Source organism: Mesorhizobium sp. HAY1-8B, from assembly GCF_056868045.1.
On sequence record NZ_CP200321.1, the window covers coordinates 6628295 to 6645116 of the forward strand.

At 64.8% G+C, this 16822-nt stretch carries 19 protein-coding genes; 8 read left to right on the forward strand and 11 right to left on the reverse strand.

Translation table 11 applies throughout. From position 1 onward, the window contains the following. The first annotated feature begins 10 nt into the window (after positions 1 to 10). The 7 genes from flgK to AC1VON_RS31895 all read left to right on the forward strand — a co-directional run bounded on the left by flgK (position 11) and on the right by AC1VON_RS31895 (position 5996). Complete coding sequence (flgK, locus tag AC1VON_RS31865) at positions 11 to 1465, forward strand: flagellar hook-associated protein FlgK (protein ID WP_172348755.1); 1455 nt, start codon at positions 11 to 13, stop codon at positions 1463 to 1465. 3 nt (positions 1466 to 1468) lie between these two features. Then, complete coding sequence (locus AC1VON_RS31870) at positions 1469 to 2512, forward strand: flagellar hook-associated family protein (RefSeq protein WP_172348754.1); 1044 nt, start codon at positions 1469 to 1471, stop codon at positions 2510 to 2512. A 29-nt stretch (positions 2513 to 2541) separates the two neighbouring features. Then, entirely contained in the window at positions 2542 to 2889 is a 348-nt protein-coding gene (gene flaF, locus AC1VON_RS31875) for a flagellar biosynthesis regulator FlaF (protein WP_140771748.1), read from the forward strand. Then, positions 2886 to 3329, forward strand: coding sequence for a flagellar biosynthesis repressor FlbT (gene flbT / locus AC1VON_RS31880; RefSeq protein WP_172348753.1), 444 nt, complete (start codon positions 2886 to 2888; stop codon positions 3327 to 3329). Before flaF ends, flbT begins: the two co-directional genes overlap by 4 nt. A gap of 11 nt (positions 3330 to 3340) precedes the next feature. Beyond that, on the forward strand, positions 3341 to 3736 hold the full coding sequence (gene flgD, locus AC1VON_RS31885) for a flagellar hook assembly protein FlgD (RefSeq protein ID WP_172352860.1): 396 nt from the start codon (positions 3341 to 3343) through the stop codon (positions 3734 to 3736). A 13-nt stretch (positions 3737 to 3749) separates the two neighbouring features. Next, positions 3750 to 4016 (forward strand): flagellar biosynthesis protein FliQ, encoded by a 267-nt coding sequence (gene fliQ, locus AC1VON_RS31890; RefSeq protein WP_013893193.1) that lies wholly within the window; start codon positions 3750 to 3752, stop codon positions 4014 to 4016. A gap of 336 nt (positions 4017 to 4352) precedes the next feature. Continuing rightward, the gene (locus AC1VON_RS31895) at positions 4353 to 5996 is read left to right on the forward strand and encodes an MFS transporter (RefSeq protein WP_483126051.1); all 1644 of its coding nucleotides are present in this window, start codon (positions 4353 to 4355) and stop codon (positions 5994 to 5996) included. Positions 5997 to 6023: 27 nt separating this feature from the next. Here the strand turns inward: AC1VON_RS31895 and AC1VON_RS31900 are convergent, their stop codons facing one another. The 10 genes from AC1VON_RS31900 to AC1VON_RS31945 form a co-directional block, all read right to left on the reverse strand. Then, positions 6024 to 6392, reverse strand: a complete 369-nt coding sequence (locus AC1VON_RS31900; RefSeq protein WP_483126052.1) for a cupin domain-containing protein — start codon at positions 6390 to 6392, stop codon at positions 6024 to 6026. Between the two features lie 95 nt (positions 6393 to 6487). Continuing rightward, complete coding sequence (locus AC1VON_RS31905; RefSeq protein WP_483126053.1) at positions 6488 to 7873, reverse strand: NAD(P)/FAD-dependent oxidoreductase; 1386 nt, start codon at positions 7871 to 7873, stop codon at positions 6488 to 6490. Positions 7874 to 7897: 24 nt separating this feature from the next. Beyond that, on the reverse strand, positions 7898 to 9013 hold the full coding sequence (locus tag AC1VON_RS31910; protein WP_483126054.1) for an ABC transporter ATP-binding protein: 1116 nt from the start codon (positions 9011 to 9013) through the stop codon (positions 7898 to 7900). Further along, positions 9010 to 9807, reverse strand: coding sequence for an ABC transporter permease (locus AC1VON_RS31915; RefSeq protein ID WP_172348748.1), 798 nt, complete (start codon positions 9805 to 9807; stop codon positions 9010 to 9012). Before AC1VON_RS31915 ends, AC1VON_RS31910 begins: the two co-directional genes overlap by 4 nt. Beyond that, positions 9807 to 10676 carry an ABC transporter permease gene (locus tag AC1VON_RS31920; protein ID WP_483126055.1) on the reverse strand — a complete coding sequence of 290 codons (870 nt, stop codon included), beginning with the start codon at positions 10674 to 10676 and terminating at the stop codon, positions 9807 to 9809. The genes AC1VON_RS31915 and AC1VON_RS31920 overlap by 1 nt, the downstream gene beginning before the upstream one ends. Positions 10677 to 10700: 24 nt before the next feature. Beyond that, complete coding sequence (locus tag AC1VON_RS31925; RefSeq protein WP_172348746.1) at positions 10701 to 11777, reverse strand: extracellular solute-binding protein; 1077 nt, start codon at positions 11775 to 11777, stop codon at positions 10701 to 10703. A 39-nt stretch (positions 11778 to 11816) separates the two neighbouring features. After that, the gene (locus tag AC1VON_RS31930) at positions 11817 to 12476 is read right to left on the reverse strand and encodes a helix-turn-helix domain-containing protein (RefSeq protein WP_172348745.1); all 660 of its coding nucleotides are present in this window, start codon (positions 12474 to 12476) and stop codon (positions 11817 to 11819) included. Between the two features lie 165 nt (positions 12477 to 12641). Next, positions 12642 to 14423 carry a chloride channel protein gene (locus tag AC1VON_RS31935; protein WP_483126056.1) on the reverse strand — a complete coding sequence of 594 codons (1782 nt, stop codon included), beginning with the start codon at positions 14421 to 14423 and terminating at the stop codon, positions 12642 to 12644. A gap of 163 nt (positions 14424 to 14586) precedes the next feature. Then, positions 14587 to 15099 carry a cupin domain-containing protein gene (locus AC1VON_RS31940; protein WP_483126057.1) on the reverse strand — a complete coding sequence of 171 codons (513 nt, stop codon included), beginning with the start codon at positions 15097 to 15099 and terminating at the stop codon, positions 14587 to 14589. A gap of 16 nt (positions 15100 to 15115) precedes the next feature. After that, positions 15116 to 15844 (reverse strand): NAD-dependent epimerase/dehydratase family protein, encoded by a 729-nt coding sequence (locus AC1VON_RS31945; protein ID WP_483126058.1) that lies wholly within the window; start codon positions 15842 to 15844, stop codon positions 15116 to 15118. Between the two features lie 62 nt (positions 15845 to 15906). Here AC1VON_RS31945 and AC1VON_RS31950 point away from each other — a divergent pair, with 62 nt between their 5' ends. Next, positions 15907 to 16380 (forward strand): MarR family winged helix-turn-helix transcriptional regulator, encoded by a 474-nt coding sequence (locus tag AC1VON_RS31950; RefSeq protein WP_172348741.1) that lies wholly within the window; start codon positions 15907 to 15909, stop codon positions 16378 to 16380. Positions 16381 to 16419: 39 nt separating this feature from the next. On the opposite strand, the gene AC1VON_RS31955 is transcribed toward AC1VON_RS31950, so the two are convergent. Then, positions 16420 to 16719 (reverse strand): putative quinol monooxygenase, encoded by a 300-nt coding sequence (locus AC1VON_RS31955; RefSeq protein ID WP_483126059.1) that lies wholly within the window; start codon positions 16717 to 16719, stop codon positions 16420 to 16422. Positions 16720 to 16822: the final 103 nt, after the last annotated feature.

Here is a 16822-nt window from a genome sequence, read left to right on the forward strand (position 1 = left end):
AAAGACCAGCATGTCGTTATCTTCCGCATTGAGCATCGCCCAATCGGCGCTTATGAACACCGCGCGGCAGACCAGCGTTGTCTCGCGCAACGTCGCAGACGCCTCCAATCCGGACTATACGCGCCGCATCGCCGTCGTCACCAGCACGGCGCCCGGCGCGCGTTCGGTTGATATCCAGCGCGTAACCAACGACCTGCTCTTCCGGCAAAATCTCAGCGCCTTGTCGGCGTATAGCGGCCAGAACGCGCTCTACAGCGGCATGGATCAGCTGGACGTTTCGGTCAACGGCGTCGACAACGCCTCCTCGCCCTCGACCGCCATCGCCAATCTGCAGCAGGCGCTGCAACTCTACGCCACCTCGCCGTCCAACCAGAATCTCGGCTCCAGCGTCATCGACGCGGCCAAGCAGGTCGTGCGCTCCCTGAATGAAGGCTCCCAGGCCATTCAGGATTTCCGCACCCAGACCGACAGCCAGATCGACACGGCGGTCAAGGACCTCAATTCGCTGCTCAGCCAGTTCCAGGACGCCAACCAGGCGGTTATTTCCGGGACCCGTTCCGGCACCGATGTTTCCGACGCGCTCGACCAGCGCGACGCGCTGCTGAAAAAGATCGCGGACTATGTTCCGGTATCGACCTTCACGCGCGGCGACAACGACATGGTCATCACGACGGGCGATGGCACCACGCTGTTCGAGACCATACCGCGCACGGTGAGCTTCACGCCATCGGCCGGCTATGCCGCCGGAGCCGCCGGCAACACCGTCTACATCGACAACGTGCCGGTCTCCGCGGGAGCCGGCGGCAACACCAGCGCCAGCGGCAAGCTTGCCGGCCTGCTGCAACTGCGCGACGGCGTCGCCTCGACCATGCAGAGCCAGCTCGACGAGACCGCGCGCGGCCTGATCACGGCCTTTGCCGAGACCGCGACCTCGATGCCCAATGCCGCTGGCCTGTTCACCTGGTCCGGCGCGCCGGCGGTGCCGGCCGCAGGCACTCTGGTCAATGGCCTGGCTTCCACGATCAGCATCAATACAGCGATGGATCCGAGCACCGGCGGCAATCCGACCTTGCTGCGCGACGGCGGCGCCAACGGCGCTGCCTACGTCTCCAACACCAGCGGCGGCGCTTCCTATTCCAGCCTTCTGGTTGCCTATGGCGATCGGCTCGACCAGCCGATGACGTTCGATCCCGCCGCCGGCATTTCGGCGACCTCCAGCGTTTCCGACTACGCGGCCAATTCGATCGGCTGGCTCCAGGGCATGCGCCAGCAGGCTTCGACCGCCGCCGACGCGAAGGAGGCGCTGGCACAGCGCAGCTCCGAGGCGCTGTCCAATGCGACCGGCGTCAATGTCGACCAGGAGATGTCGCTGCTGCTCGATCTCGAACACACCTATCAGGCATCAGCCCGGATGATGAAGACCGTCGACGACATGATGACGGCCCTGTTGAACGCGGTGGGATAATCCATGACCTCAGTTTCCTCGGCCGCCCTCTCCAATGCCATGCGCTATCAACAGATGCGCATGCAGGCCGACCTCGTCAAAGCAACGAAGGAATCATCGACCGGCAAGGTCGCCGATGTCGGCCTGGCACTGGGCGGACGCACCGCCCAGTCCGTCACCTTTTCGCGCGACCTCGACCGGCTGAACGTGATCGTCGATTCCAACGGCCTCGTCACAGCCCGGCTTGCGTCGACCCAGACCGCGCTCGGCCAGCTCTCCGGCGTGGCGCAGACCTTTCTGTCCAGCCTGACCACCGCGTCTTCGGGCGACAACTCCGACAGCCTGACCCAATCGACCGGGCAGACGACGATCCAGCAGCTTGCCTCGATCCTCAACACCAGCGTCAACGGCGAGTATCTGTTCGCCGGCACCAACACCGACGTCAAGCCGATCAACGATTTCACCGCCGCCGGCTCAACGGCCAAGGCCGCCTTCGATGCCTCCTTCGTCGCCAAATTCGGCTTTACGCCCGATGATCCGGCCGCCGCCAATATCACCACCGCCCAGATGGACGACTTCATCACCAACGATGTTACGCCGCAATTCCTCGGCGCGGGCTGGCAGACCAACATGTCGAACGCCACCGACCAGCAGATCGTCAGCCGCATCGCCCTCAACGAAACCACCGCCACCTCGACCAGCGCCAACAGCGACGGCATCAAGAAGCTCGCAATGGCCGCCGCCATTGTCTCCAGCCTGATGTCGACCAACATCAGCCAGGCGGCGAAGGACAGCATCGTCAGCCACTCGCAGACACTGGTCGGCGAGGCCCTGAGCGGCATCGCCCAGGTCCAGTCCGAAACCGGCATCGTGCAGAAGCGTGTCTCCGATGCCAGCGACCGCATGAAGACGCAGGTCGACTTGTTCGAACGGCACATCCTCGATCTCGAGGCCGTCGACCCGGCCGAAGCCGCGACCCGCGTCGCCGATCTGACGCAGCATATCGAGACGTCCTTCGCTCTGACGGCGCGCCTGCAGCAGCTCAGCCTGTTGAATTACCTGACCTGACAACTCCCAGCGGAACGGTAGAGCCAACGATGTACCAATTTTCCTATGCCGACGTCCAAAGCACCTCCGTCTCGGACGCCAAGGACCGTGAGCGCGAACTCCTGACCCGCTCGATCGACATGCTGGCGGCGGCGGCGGTGGCCGGCCAGGACTCGATGGAGGCGGTGGAGGCACTGCATTTCACCAACCGCGTCTGGACCACCTTCGTCGAGGATCTCGGCTCCAGCGACAATGCGCTTCCCAAGGAATTGCGCGCCAACCTGATTTCCATCGGCCTTTGGCTGCTGCGCGAGGCGGAGGACATTCGCCAGGGCCGCACCAACAATTTCGAAGGGCTGATCGAAGTGTCCCAGATCATCCGCGACGGCATTCAATGACCAACACGCTGAAGATATCGCTGAAGCCCAACGAGAAGATCTACATCAACGGCGCTGTCATCCGCGTCGACCGCAAGGTCACCGTTGAACTGATGAACGACGTGCAGTTCCTGCTCGAGAGCCATGTGATCCAGGCCGACCAGGCATCGACGCCGCTCAGGCAGCTGTATTTCATTGTTCAGGTCATGCTGATCAACCCGGCTGGTGCTGGCGAGGCGCGCGAGATGTTCCGCCGCTCGCTGCCGCTGCTCATCGCGAGTTTCGAGGACGCTGATATCTGCAACGCTCTGAAGCAGATCGACCGCATGGTCGGCGAGGATCATATCTACGAGGCATTGAAGGCGATCCGTTCGCTTTATCCTCTCGAACGCCGCGCGCTTGGCGGCAATGACGATGTTCCGGGCGCACCGCGCCCGCTGGCCGTGGGAGCACGCTACTGATGACCGTGGACATGACGACGACAATACCGGTTGGCGCCAATTCGACGACCACGTCGACCTCGAAGACAGCGGTCGACTACCAGTCCTTCCTGAAGCTTCTGATCGCCGAGATGAAGAACCAGGATCCGACCAAGCCGATGGATTCGACGCAGTACGTCGCCCAGCTCGCCACCTTCTCGCAGGTCGAGCAATCGGTGCAGACCAACACCAAGCTCGACCAGATCATGCAGTCCTCGGCGCTGTCGCAGGCCGACGCGCTGATCGGCCGCTCGATCACGTCGGCCGACGGCAAGACCACCGGCATCGTATCTTCGGTGACGCTCGCCAGCAGCGGGCTGATCGCAGTGCTGCAGGATGGCACCCAGATCCCCGTCGGCGCAGGCGTGTCGATCAAGCCGGCAAGCTAGGCCAACCTCCCACATGAACGAGGCCGACGCACTCGACATCGTCCAGTACGCGGTGTGGACGGTGCTGACCGCCTCCGCGCCGGTGGTGCTGGTCGCCATGGCGGTCGGCATCGGCATTGCCCTCATCCAGGCGCTGACGCAGGTCCAGGAAATCACCTTGACCTTCGTGCCGAAGATCGTCGCCATCATGCTGGTGGTGGCGCTCACCGGTCCGTTCATCGGTGGCCAGATATCGGCCTTCACCAACGTCATCTTCGAGCGCATCCAGAACGGGTTCTGACACAACCTGCAGGGATGCACGGGCCGTCGGCCACGTCCATCATCCGGCAAGTCGCCGGGGGGCTCGATAGCGCGGTATTCGTCCCGGTGACCTCTCGCAAAACCCCAGACCAGCCCGGGCCGGTCGGCGGACCATGTGCGCCATGGCCGGCGTCGGGCCGCGAGTGATGGCTTGGCTTCTCGCGATGCGGAGGTGTGGCCCTCCTCTATCCCCTTGTTGGACCATGATCTTCCTCGCATCGCATTCGCCCTTTGCGGCGCGATGCCATAGTTTCGGCAAACGATGCGGAGAAACGGATCACCGCAAGGATCAGCACGCTGTGGCAGGAACCCATCCATGATTGACGAGAAACCGGATAGCGAAGGCGCTTCGGCGCTGGCGCCCTTCCGGCATGGCATTTTCCGCGCCGTCTGGTCCGCAAGTCTCGTTTCCAATTTCGGTGGTCTGATCCAGGGCGTCGGTGCCGCTTGGATGATGACCACGATCGCCACCTCGCCCTATCAGGTCGCCCTGGTCCAGGCCTCGACCACCTTGCCGATCATGCTGTTCGCGCTTGTCGCCGGCGCTATCGCCGACAGCTTCGACCGCCGCAAGGTGATGCTGGTCGCGCAGACCTTCATGCTCGTCGTCTCGGTGCTCCTGACGGTGTTCACCTGGTATGGCCTGATCACGCCCTGGACGCTGCTTGCCTTCACCTTCCTGATCGACAGCGGTACGGCGCTCAACAGCCCATCCTGGCAAGCGTCCGTCGGCGACATGGTTCCCCGCAACAAGGTGCCCGCTGCCGTTGCGCTGAACTCCATGGGGTTCAATCTCACACGCAGCGTCGGCCCGGCGATCGGCGGCATCATTGTCGCGGCCGCTGGCGCCGCGGCCGCCTTCGCGGCGAATGCTGTCAGCTATATCGGCCTTATCGTCGTGATGGCGCGCTGGAAGCCTGACGTGCCCGTGTCGACCTTGCCGCGCGAGTCGCTGGGTGCTGCCATGGGCGCCGGCCTGCGTTATGTCGCCATGTCGCCCAACATCGGCAAGGTGCTGGTCAGGGGTGCCGCCTTCGGCTTCAGCGCCGGCGCCGTCCTGGCGCTCTTGCCGCTCGTCGCGCGCGACGTCGTCAAGGGCGACGCCTTGACGTACGGTATCATGCTTGGCTCGTTCGGCATCGGTGCCGTCGGCGGCGCGCTGATCAGCGTGCGGCTGCGGCAGATGCTCTCCAGCGAGACGATGGTGCGCTGTGCCTTCGCCGGCTTCGCCGTCTGCGCCTTCAATGCCGCGATCAGCCATCACGCCTGGCAGACGTCGCTCGGCCTGCTGGTCGGCGGCGCCTGCTGGGTGATCGCGCTGTCGCACTTCAACGTCACCGTGCAGATGGCAACGCCACGCTGGGTGGTCGGCCGGGTGCTGTCGGTCTACCAGACCGCGACCTTCGGCGGCATCGCGCTGGGCAGCTGGATATGGGGCGTCGTGGCCGATGCGCATGGCGCCGAGACGGCGCTGATCGCGGCCGCCATCGCCATGCTGGCCGGCGGCGCCATCGGCCTCGTGCTACCGCTGCCGCAGCAGCAGGTGCTGAACCTCGACCCGCTCAACCGTTTCAAGGAACCGCATCTGGCGCTGGACCTGAAGCCGCGCAGCGGTCCCATCGCCATCATGATCGAATACATCATCCGCCATGAGGACGAAGCGGAGTTCCTCGCCACCATGGCGGAACGTGGCCGCATCCGCCGCCGCGACGGTGCCCGCAACTGGACACTGGCGCGCGATCTCGAAAATCCCACAATATGGATCGAGCACTATCACACGCCGACCTGGCTCGAATATGTGCGTCACAATGGCCGGATCACCCATGCCGACGCCATGGTCGGCGAACGCTTGCGGGCGCTGCACAGTGGCGACGAGCCGCCGCGCGTACGGCGTGTCATCGAGCGTCCGACCACCGCCGGCACAGCGCTGGTGATGGCCAAGGGTCCGATCGAGCACTGATTTCGGTACGGCGCTGACGTCCGTCGATCACCCCGCCGACTGGATCATGTAGAGCTTGCGCGTGGTCTCCCGGATCCGCCATTCGCCCTTCCATCCCCGCGGCAGCACGAGAAGGTCGCCTGGTCCCAGCTCACGCGCCTCGCCGTCGGCGCGGCTCACCTCCACCCGTCCGGAAATGATGTGGCAAATCTCCGACGAATCCGATCGGTCGGCGGTGAAGCGGCCGGGCGTGCACTCCCAGATACCGATATCGACGGTGCCGTCCGGTGACTGGAAGAGCGAGCGCGCGGCTTCGACCTGATCTCCCTCGATGGAAGTGGGCTTGGGTGAGAACGCGCCGATGTCGGCCTTGGCGAGATCGTGGAAGGTCGAAAGATCGATCAAATTGAACTCCATGAACAAAGCAATTCCAGGAAAAGTGTCCAGCGGTTTTCCGTCCGGAATTGCGTAAAGACAAATTGCTGGAGCGGTTCAGCGAACGCTGAACCGCTTCAGTGACCCGTAATGCTGTCGGCGAGAGCGGCCAGTCTCGACGTATGCCCAAGCCCGGCGGCTTCGCGCCCGTCAGCGATGCGATAAAGCTGGTACATCGAATGCACGCCGAGCCAGCGGAACGGCTCCGGCTCCCATGGCCTGACCTTGCGGTTGACCCAAGGCAGCTTCGTGAGCTCCGTGTCCTGACCAAGGATCAGGTCGGCAAGCGTGCGTCCAGAAAGATTGGAGCTGGACACGCCAAGCCCGACATAGCCGCCGGCCCAGCCGATGCGGGTCGCGGGATCGAGGCCGACGGTCGTGCACCAGTCGCGCGGCACGCCGAGCACGCCGCACCAGGCGTGCTCGATGCGGCAGTTGGCCGTCTGCGGCAGCAGCGTCGTCAGGATCTGATGCAACTGGTCGATCGTGGCCTGCTGCGTCTGCCCGTTGACGTCGGTGCGCGAGCCGTAGCGATAGGGCACGCCGCGCCCGCCCATGGTGATGCGTCCCTCGCGCGTGCGCTGGGCATAGCAATAGGCGTGGGCGGCATTGCCGAGAAGCTCGTGGCCTTCCCAGCCGATCTGGCGCCAAAGCGCCTCCGACAGCGGCTCAGTCACGATCTGCGCGCTGTTGAGCGCCAGCCAGGTCCGTTCCTCGCCGGGAATGCCTGCGGTAAAACCCTCCGTCGCGCGGATGACGGTCTCCGCCCGCACCGTGCCGCGGTCGGTCGTCACGGTGCCCTTGGCGATGGACGTCACCGTCGTCTGTTCGTAGATCGGCACGCCCAGGCGCTCGACGGCGGCGGCAAGCCCGCGCACCAGCTTGGCCGGCTGCACCCGCGCCTGGCCATGGACCACGAAGCCGCCCATGACATTGCGCACATTGATGCGCGCCCGCGTCCCTGCCTGATCCAGCATCTCGACGCGGTCCGGATCGACGTCCCAGGCGCGGATCGTTTCGCACTCCTCGCGCGCACGTTCGAGCTGCGCGGGATTGGTGGCCACCGTCAGATTGTCGACGCGGCGGATATCGGCATCGATGCCTTCCGCGCTCGCCACCCGGATCACCTCGTCGACGCAGCCCGCCATGGCCGCCTGCATGGCGCTCACCCCTTGCCGGGTCGAGGTCTTGAGATATTTTTCGCGCGACCAGGAGAAGCCACCCGACAGCCAGCCGCCATTGCGGCCCGAAGCGCCGAAGCCGGCAAACTCGCGCTCGATCAGCGCGACGCGCAGCGAGGGCCTGGCCTTCTTCAGATAATAGGCTGTCCACAGTCCTGTATAGCCGGCGCCGACGATCGCGACATCGGCCTCGACATCGCCGGGCAAGGGCGGCCGGGGCGTGGGAATCCCGCCCAGATCCGCATACCAGAACGATATGTCGCCGTTGCGTTTGGCTTGCATGGGATGACTTTCAGGTTGATTGGATCAGGTCAGCGTCGCGTCGGCCGTGCTGTCATCGGCCAGAAGCTTGGCATCGGCACCGTTGAAGCAAAGCTCCACCTTCTCGCCCAGGCCAAAACTCTCGCCGGTCAGCGGCGAGCGCACGATCGCCGTGGAGCCGTCGGCGAGCCTGACTTCATATTTCGATCCCGAGCCGAGATAGATGGCTTCCGCGATCGTCCCCGGCAGCCGGTTGTTGGTGCCCGTCGCGCTTTGGCCGGGCCGGCGGATGGCAAGCTTTTCGGGGCGCAGCAACATGACTGGGCTGGCTTCGCCCGCCATCCGCCGCGGCGCAGTCACCGTCTCACCGGCGATGCTCAGCGCCGTGCTCGCGCCGTCGCTTCGCGCCTCTCCGCGCAGCACCGTGGAATCGCCGATGAAGCGCCCGACGAACAGCGTCGTCGGTTCGTCGTAGAGCTCCCGGCCGGTGCCGACCTGCTCGATTCGCCCGCGGTTGAAGACGGCGATGCGGTCCGACAGGACCAGCGCCTCCTCCTGGTCGTGCGTCACATAGACGAAGGTGGTGCCGAGCTCACGATGGATGCGCTTGATCTCGAGCTGCAGCCATTCGCGCAGCTTCTTGTCGAGCGCGCCGAGCGGCTCGTCCATCAAAAGCAGCGGCGGATCGAAGACGATGGCGCGGGCCAGCGCTACGCGCTGCTGCTGGCCGCCCGACAGTTCGCTGGGATAACGATGCGCGAAGTCGCCCATCTTGACCATGTCCAGCGCTCTTGCCACGCGCGCTTTTCGCTCTGCCGGGTCGACGCCACGCAGCGTCAGCGGATAGGCGACGTTGCGGCCGACGCTCATATGCGGGAAAAGCGCGTAGTGCTGGAAGACAACGCCGATGTTGCGCTTGTGCGCCGGCACGCCGACCACGCTCTTGCCGCCGACCTGCAGCTTGCCACTGGTCACGTCGGTAAAGCCGGCCACGACGTTCAGCGTCGTGGTCTTGCCGGAACCGCTCGGGCCAAGCAGCGTCATGAACTCGCCGGGCTCGATCCGCAGCGAAACGCCATCCAGCGCCTTGAAGCCGCCATAGGCCTTGCTGATCGATTCGAGATCGATCGCCGCGCCCTTGCTCTCCTGTCCCGGCTTCATGGGCGTCCTTTCCGCTCGTGGCCAAGAAGAAGCATGCCGCCGCCGATCAGGATCGTGGTGGCCAAAAGCAGGATCGTGCCGACGGCGGCAACCGTCGGGTCGGCGTCGCGGGTGATGGAGGAGAATATCTGCACGGGCAAGGTCTTGAGGTAGGGGTTGGTGATGAACAGCGACACGACGATCTCGTCAAAGGAGGTGGCGAAGGCAAAGAGCAGGCCGGACAGCATGCCGGGCAGGATCAGCGGCAGCGTCACCGTGCGAAACGTGGTCAGCGCTCCCGCACCGAGGCTCGCCGCCGCCGTCTCGAGGCGCCTGTCGAACACTTCGAGGCTGGCGGAGACCGCGATCAGCACGAAGGGCAGCGCAAGGACGGTGTGGGCAAGCACGAAGCCCAGCAGCGTGCCGACGAGATGGGTGTCGAGATAGACGGCGTAGATGCCAATGGCCAGCACCACGCCGGGCACCACCATCGGCGTCAGCATCAGCATCCGCAACAGTGTGGCGGGCCCGGCCTTCATGCGGTCGAGGCCGAAGGCAGCGAGCGTGCCAAGCACCGTCGCCAGCACCGCCACCACCGAGGCGACCTTCAGCGAGTTGAGGAAGCTCGACGACCAGTCCGGATTGGTGAAGAAATTCTGGTACCACTGCCAGGAGAAGCCTTGCGGCGGGAAGGCCAGCGACTTGTTCTCGTTGAACGACATCGGCACCACGACCAGCGTCGGCGCGACAAGCCATATCGCCACCAGCAGGCAGACGAGGCCGAGGATCACGCGGGTGAGAGGCTTCATCTCCATCAGCTCCGTCCTGCTTCCCGGTATCGCGAGCGCATCACGGGTGCCGCGAGCGCCAGAAGCACGAACGTGGTGACCAGCAGCACCACGCCCATGGCGCCGCCGCGGCCCCATTGCAGCAGGCTGAGCACCTGGGTCTGCACCAGCGTCGACAGCATGGTCGAGCGCGGCCCGCCGAGCAGCGCCGGCGTGATGTAGAAGCCGAGCGCCAGGATGAAGACGATGATCGCGCCAGCATAGACGCCGGGCAGCGACAGCGGCAGGTAGACGGTAAAGAACGCACGCGAAGGTCGCGCACCCAGGCTTTGCGCAGCCCGCATCAGCCTGAGGTCGATGCCCTTCATCACCGAGTAGAGCGGCAGGATCATGAAGGGCAGAAGCACTTGCGCCATGCCGATCACCACGCCGGTCTGGGTACGGATCAGCCGGATGCCGTCAAAACCGGCCGCGCGCAGCAGCGAATTGATGACGCCTGAATCCTGCAAAAGGATCACCCAGGAGAGCGTGCGCACGACGCCGCTTACCCAGAACGGGATGAGCACGCAGAGCACCAGGACGAGCCGCACGCGCGGCCCGACGGCGGTCATCAGGTAGGCGTAAGGATAAGCGCAGATCACGCAGACGATCGTCACCCAGGCCGAGATGGTGAAAGTGCGCTGTAGCACCGTGAGATTGATGGGCGCGCCGAAGAACCAGACGTAGTTCTGCGCGCCCCATTGCGGTTCCGACAGGCTGCGCAGCACGATGGTGAGCAGCGGATAGCCTATCACCGCGGCAAGCAACAACAGCGCCGGCAGCGTGAGCGCGAACGGCCGCCATGCCCATCCGGCCCGTTTCGGGGCGGATGGCGTCGCCGGTTCGTACGCGCTCACGGGCCTTGCCTTTGCTTCAGCCGGTCAGTTGCCGGCCATCAGCGCCGACCACTTCTCCTGCGCCACCGCGAAGTTGGGAACCCAGAACTTGAAGTTCTGCTTGTAGCCCTGCTTCTGGCGGTCCGGAGTATTGGTCAGGAAGGCGGCGACGGAAGCGTCGACCTTGGGCTGCGCGTCGCTGTTGATCGGCGTATAGGACGTCTGCTCCGCCAGGACCTCCTGGGCATGCTTGCCGAGATAGGCATTGAGCAGCGCGTAGGACGCGTCCGTGTCCTTGACGCCGACCGGGATCGTCATCTGGTCCATCACCACCAGCCAATCCTGCCAGGCGGGCGCATATTTGGCGCCGTTCTTGACCGCAGTCATGGCGCGGCCAGTCCACATCATCAGCATATCGGCTTCGCCGGATTCGGCGAGTTGCTGCGATTCGGCACCCGTCTTCCAGAAAATCGTGTCGGGGCCGAGCTTGCGGACCACGTCGATGGCCTTGTCGATATCGGCCACCGTCATCGCCTTCGGATCGCCGCCGGCGACCTTGAACGCCTGTTCGAGCAAGCCGCCGGTCGGGCTGCCGGAGCCGTCAATTCCGCGCACGCCCGGGAACTTTGCCGTGTCGAAGAAGTCGGCCCAGCTCTTGGGCGGATTGTCCTTGTACTTCTCGGTGTTGTACATCAGCACGACGCCGTAGTTCATCGCCGGCACCGAGCATTCGCCGACCTGACCTTCCGGGATTTTCGAGACGTCGAGCTTCGTCAGATCCAGCTTCTGGAACAGCTTGCCGCAATAGACGTAAGGCGGCAGGTCGTCGGTATCGACAACGTCCCAGGTGACATTGCCGGACTCGACCTGCGCCTGCAACTTTGCGATCTCGGTCGGGCCGTCATTGAGCAGCTTGACACCGGACTTGTCGACGAATTCCTTCAGCGCCGCCGCCTGGCCGTCCTGGTAGATGCCGCCATAGGAAACGAGCGTCAGGGTCTTGCCCTTGAGCGAGCCTTCCTTCACCTCGCCCGCCACCGGCTTGTCCTGCGCAAAGGCCGCGCCGGCCACAACGCCAAGCGCCAGAATGGCGCCAAGGCCTGCAAATCTCGATTTAAACATCACACTAACTCTCCCATTCATGCCCGCGTTTTGATCGGACTACCTGGCCGCGAGCGGTTTCCAGGCCGTGTATTGTTCAAGTTCGGCGCGCGCCGAGGTCGGCGGCGCGATGATCCACATCACTTCGGCTCGGCCACTGCCGATGTTCTCTGAGCGATGCGGTGTCGACGTCGTGTATTCGATGCTGTCGCCCTCCTCGAGCACGTGGCGCGCCTCGCCCAGCGAGACCTCGACGATCCCGCGCAGCACGACGAGCATCTCGTGCGCGTCGCCATGAGTGTAACGATCGGGCCCGGTCGAGCCGCCAATGTCGAATTCCCCGACATAGACTTCCATGTCGCTCAGCGGCGGGCGCGACAACAGCATCTTGCGGCAGCCGTCGCTGGGCGGCAGGCTCGGCCGCTCGCTTCGTCTCAGAACGCCATGGTTTTGCGCCGCGCTTTCCTCGAACAACATGGCGACGCTGACGCCAAGCACCGAAGCCATCTGGTTGAGCGATGCGGTGCTGGCCCCGGTCAGGCCGCGTTCAAGCTGGCTGATGAAACTGGCGCTGGTTCCAGTCGCCTCCGCAAGTTCCCGCAATGACAGCCTGCGGGCGAGGCGAAGGCTCTTGAGGCGCATGCCCAGCACCTCATGTGCACGGGTCGCTGCGGGTGCATCGCCCGTCTTTACCGAAGCCGCGCCAGAGGCCTTGCGCATGCTGTCTCCTCGCTCCACTTAACAATCTGTACAGTACCACTGCACAGCTGGCAAGCCACGCGTGCCGCCCCGACCTCGCCAATGGCTGGGCCAGGCTTGCAAGCTGGGAAGATCTGTCGGCTTGAAGTAAGAGCCGCAGCCGTCGGGAACACGCAGGGAGAACCTCTACCCCTCGCCGGACAGGTCCCGACGCGCTTTCTCGAGCTCCTCGGCATAGCGCCGCATCAGATGCCCCTCGGTCAGCAGCCCAAGCACGATGTGGTCGGTGAAATCCTCGACGACGGCCAGTTCCTCGGCGCCAGCACGCTGGAACGTCTCGGCCGCGGCCTGCACGTTCATGCTGGGCACCAGAACCGCATCCTTGTACTGGGCAAGATCGCGTACCGGCACGTCGCCGCCAGAGGGATCGCTGTGCAGTTCGGCCACGATCAGCACGCCGACATACTGATCGCCCGGGTCGACGGCGATGACGCGCTGGGCGGAGCCGAGCGGGATTTGCTTGCGGAAGGCGGCCAGAGTCGTCGAGGCATCAATGGTCTTGATGTCTTTGCGCATCATCGAGCCGACGGTAAGGCTGCGCATCCAGCCGACATCGTGGGCGCTGCGGATCGTCTCGCCACGCAGGTGGAAGCGCCATGTCGAGAACGAATAGCCGAATGTCTCGCGCACCAGGATCGCCGCCATGATCGAGGCCGCCAGCACGACGCCTGTCAGTGTCAGGTCGCGGGTCGATTCCAGCGCCAGGAAGGTCATCGTCAGCGGACCGCCGACGACACCGACGGCAAGCGAGGTCATGCCGACGACGGCGGCGACCGAGGGGTCGATACCGGTTGCCGGCGAAACCAGCGCCATCACGCCGGCGAATGCCTTGCCGAGCAGCGCACCGAGGAACAGCGACGCAAAGAACAGGCCGCCGCGAAAGCCCGAACCAAGTGAGATCGCCGACGCCGCCAATTTCAGCACGAAGACGCTGGCCACCACGGCCAAACCATAGTTCATGGCGAACTCGCGATGCAGCGCGCCGTGGCCGCTGGACAGAACCTGCGGCGTGATCAGCCCCAAGAGGCCGACGATGACGCCGCCGATGACGGGGCGCAGCGAGGTATCGACCGACAGCCTGTTGAAACCACGTTCGATCAGCGTCACCAGCTGCATGATGGCGATGGAAGCGGCGCCGCCGAGCAGCCCGAGCAGCAGGAACGGCACGTACTGGCTGGCGGTGAGTTGCGGCAGTCCCGAAAGCTCGAGCGGAAAGGGCACGCCGCCGAACATTTCCGCCGTCAGCGAAGCGCAGATCGCGGCCGTCATGACCGGCGCGACATTGGCGACCGAGTAGATGCCGATGACCAGCTCGAAGCCATAGAAGGCACCAGTCAGCGGCGCATCGAAGGCGGCGGCGATGGCGCCGGCCGCGCCGCAGCCGACGAGGACACGGACATCGTTGCGGCGCAGCCTGAAGATGCGCGCCAGCCGCGATGCCAGGCCGGACCCGACCTGCGTGTAGCCGGCTTCCAATCCGACCGACGCGCCGAAGCCGCTGGAGATCATGGTCTGGCCGGCGATGATGAACGTGTCGGTCAGCGACATGCGCCCGCCGTAGAGCGCGTTGGCCTCGATCGGATCGACGGGCGTGCGGAATTTGCGCTTTCTCAGCCAGATCACGCTTAGCCCGAGCAGAATGCCGCCGATCGCCGGGATCAGCGCCTGCATTGGATTGGCGAGCGAGAACATGCCGGAAAGCCGGCCGCCGGGCTGAACACCGAACAGCAGCCCGTGCAGATCCTGCACGATCTGGCTCATCGCCGTAACCAGTATGCCCGCCATCACGCCGATAACGCCAGCCAGGATGACCACGGCGATGCCGCGTGCCTCGAGCAGCGGAATTGATCTCAGAAGCACCGCGCGCAGCCGGCGGGCGTAGACTTGCGGTTCGTTTCTGGAAAACACCGGGGCGGCTCGCCGATATCAAAGGGCAATGGCAGACCCGCCTGATACGCCGGGCGGCTCGCCATGACAACCACAATGGCGACATCAAAGGCGCCATTATGGCCGTGAAACCGGCTGATTTCCGTCTTGCAGCCTTCTGATCGCGAGGCAGCCGGCTCCGCCGTCAGTCCGGTATGGTCAGCGGTCCGCAATCGTCGTCGGCGACGAAGGTCGCCAGGAGTTCGGCGGGCTCGGTGGTGCTGGCATTCTCGGCGAACAGATGGACCGCGCCAGGCGGCTCGAACCATGTCTGTCCTTGGGTGTAGGTACCGGCCGGCGCACCTTCGAGCTGCGAGCGCAGCGTGCCCTTGAGGACGAAGGCGCTGACCGAGCCCGGATGCCGGTGACGAGGCGTAAAACCGTTTGGTGGAAACGCCACGATCACCGTGGTGATAGACTTGCCCGGCACGTCAGGCAGTCTTTCGCAGGAGACCGGCGTAACGACCGTCTTCGGCCGCGCCCCGGCAGCGCTGTCCATATCGGCATTTGCCATTTGCGTGTGCATTTCCATGCCTGTCGACACGACGCCCGTGAAACCCGGGCCGGCCCACTTTGCCGCGAGCGCGAACAGAACCCCGACGGCGCTGACCGCGACAACAGATTGGCCGGCGCGCAGACGAGCTTGATTGCCGATCATATCGATGTCTCCGAATTCACGCAGGCAAACGGAAATCAGCACGCCAACCCAGTTCCTCGACCGCCTTTTGCGTTGAGACAGCCTTGTTGGGTTCCGCCACGTTGAAGGCGCCGGGCGCACCCTTTTCGAGTGCGAGCAGCGCCGCATGGGCAGCAGCATCGACATGCACCGGCGACGCGCCGGCAGGCGTATCGGTTCCCGTTCCCGGTCCATAGAGCTGGCCATACCGCAGGACGACACCGGCGAATGGTGCATTGAGAACAGCCCCTTCCAGGGCGATGACGCCACCGACGCTGATGCCGCGGTTGCCGCTCGCCCCGCCGTCCAGCGGGTCGGCTTCGCCATGCGGCTCCGGTCCCGGCGCATAGGCCCAGGCGATGCTTTGGGCGACCATGCGCCGAGCGCCGGAAGCGATGGCCGCCGCGACCAGATTGCGGGTACCCTCGTCGCGGATGCGGGCATTGCGAACAACTGCCTCGCCCATCCGGCTCGGATCCAGCCCCGGCGGCAGGTCGGTCAGCTGATGGACGACGATGTCCGGCCGTGCGGCAAGCATGCCACGCGACAGGGCCTCGGCATCGAAGACATCCACGATCACCGGTTCGACGCCGAGGGCACGCAATGTCGCGGCCTTGTCAGTACTGCGCGTGGTACCCGTCACATGATGGCCGGCGGCCAGAAGCTGTGGGATCAGCCGCTGTCCGATGGCGCCCGCGGCGCCGGCAAGGAAAATTCTATGCCCCATCGTCATGGCCTCCACATCGTCATAGTATCAGTGCACGAACAACATATAAGAGCTCTGATATCATGCGCAAGGCAGATCCGACGGTTCCGGCTCCGGGCGAAGGCAAACGCGGCGAGGAAGGCTATCTCGGCTATCTCCTGCGGCAGGCCGCTGGCGCGCATCGGCTGAGGGTCGACAGGGCGCTGGCCGATCTCGGCGTGACGCAGCCGCAATTTGCCACGCTGACCATGCTTGGCGCCTATCCCGGCCTCTCCAACGCCGATCTGGCCCGGTTGGCGCTGCTCACCCCGCAAACGCTCAGCGTCATCGTCGCCAATCTCGAACGGGCCGGTTCGCTGGTGCGCAGGCCGCATGCCGTCCATGGCCGTATCCAGCATATCGAGCTCAGCGACAGCGGACAGGCGTTGCTGCGGGAATGCCGCGAGCGGGTGCATGCCATCGAGCGCGAACTGACAAAGGGCCTGTCGTCCGAGGAAGAAAGGGCCGTCAGGCGCTGGCTGGTCGGCGTCGCCACGGCCGACACGGCCGGGCCCTGATTGTCTGCCGGCGGCAGACGATTATCGAGCGGCGGCCGATCAGCTTGGCATCGGCTCACCCGCCTCATAGCGCACGAGGTTGCGCTCGCCTATGCCAAGCGCCGGCCAGCTCGAGCGCCACTCAGCGATGTGCGTCGAACGGAAATGCGCATCGAGTGCCGCCTGGTCGCGCCACACCTCGGTCACCCGGATCAGCCCCGCGTCGAGCACATCCCGCGCATAAGAGTATTCGAGGCAGCCAGCCTCGGCACGGCTGCCCGAGATCATGCGCTCCATCGCGGACCTTGCCTCCTCGAACCTGTTGGGCGGCAGGCGGATCGTGCCGATGATCAGCAGCATGGGCTTTCCTTCTTGCGAGATCGTCTATCCGCCCACTGCGTGTCGCCCAAAAGTGACCGCGGCTTTGGGAAGACGACATGCATAAAACAGAGTCTCCCACCCT

What these genes read in the sequence shown, in the direction of transcription:
- flgK (WP_172348755.1), top strand. Translation starts at nt 11, where the DNA reads ATGTCGTTATCTTCCGCATTGAGCATCGCCCAATCGGCGCTTATGAAC.
- AC1VON_RS31870 (WP_172348754.1), top strand. Translation starts at nt 1,469, where the DNA reads ATGACCTCAGTTTCCTCGGCCGCCCTCTCCAATGCCATGCGCTATCAA.
- flaF (WP_140771748.1), top strand. Translation starts at nt 2,542, where the DNA reads ATGTACCAATTTTCCTATGCCGACGTCCAAAGCACCTCCGTCTCGGAC.
- flbT (WP_172348753.1), top strand. Translation starts at nt 2,886, where the DNA reads ATGACCAACACGCTGAAGATATCGCTGAAGCCCAACGAGAAGATCTAC.
- flgD (WP_172352860.1), top strand. Translation starts at nt 3,341, where the DNA reads ATGACGACGACAATACCGGTTGGCGCCAATTCGACGACCACGTCGACC.
- fliQ (WP_013893193.1), top strand. Translation starts at nt 3,750, where the DNA reads ATGAACGAGGCCGACGCACTCGACATCGTCCAGTACGCGGTGTGGACG.
- AC1VON_RS31895 (WP_483126051.1), top strand. Translation starts at nt 4,353, where the DNA reads ATGATTGACGAGAAACCGGATAGCGAAGGCGCTTCGGCGCTGGCGCCC.
- AC1VON_RS31900 (WP_483126052.1), bottom strand. Translation starts at nt 6,392, where the DNA reads ATGGAGTTCAATTTGATCGATCTTTCGACCTTCCACGATCTCGCCAAG.
- AC1VON_RS31905 (WP_483126053.1), bottom strand. Translation starts at nt 7,873, where the DNA reads ATGCAAGCCAAACGCAACGGCGACATATCGTTCTGGTATGCGGATCTG.
- AC1VON_RS31910 (WP_483126054.1), bottom strand. Translation starts at nt 9,013, where the DNA reads ATGAAGCCGGGACAGGAGAGCAAGGGCGCGGCGATCGATCTCGAATCG.
- AC1VON_RS31915 (WP_172348748.1), bottom strand. Translation starts at nt 9,807, where the DNA reads ATGGAGATGAAGCCTCTCACCCGCGTGATCCTCGGCCTCGTCTGCCTG.
- AC1VON_RS31925 (WP_172348746.1), bottom strand. Translation starts at nt 11,777, where the DNA reads ATGTTTAAATCGAGATTTGCAGGCCTTGGCGCCATTCTGGCGCTTGGC.
- AC1VON_RS31930 (WP_172348745.1), bottom strand. Translation starts at nt 12,476, where the DNA reads ATGCGCAAGGCCTCTGGCGCGGCTTCGGTAAAGACGGGCGATGCACCC.
- AC1VON_RS31940 (WP_483126057.1), bottom strand. Translation starts at nt 15,099, where the DNA reads ATGATCGGCAATCAAGCTCGTCTGCGCGCCGGCCAATCTGTTGTCGCG.
- AC1VON_RS31945 (WP_483126058.1), bottom strand. Translation starts at nt 15,844, where the DNA reads ATGGGGCATAGAATTTTCCTTGCCGGCGCCGCGGGCGCCATCGGACAG.
- AC1VON_RS31950 (WP_172348741.1), top strand. Translation starts at nt 15,907, where the DNA reads ATGCGCAAGGCAGATCCGACGGTTCCGGCTCCGGGCGAAGGCAAACGC.
- AC1VON_RS31955 (WP_483126059.1), bottom strand. Translation starts at nt 16,719, where the DNA reads ATGCTGCTGATCATCGGCACGATCCGCCTGCCGCCCAACAGGTTCGAG.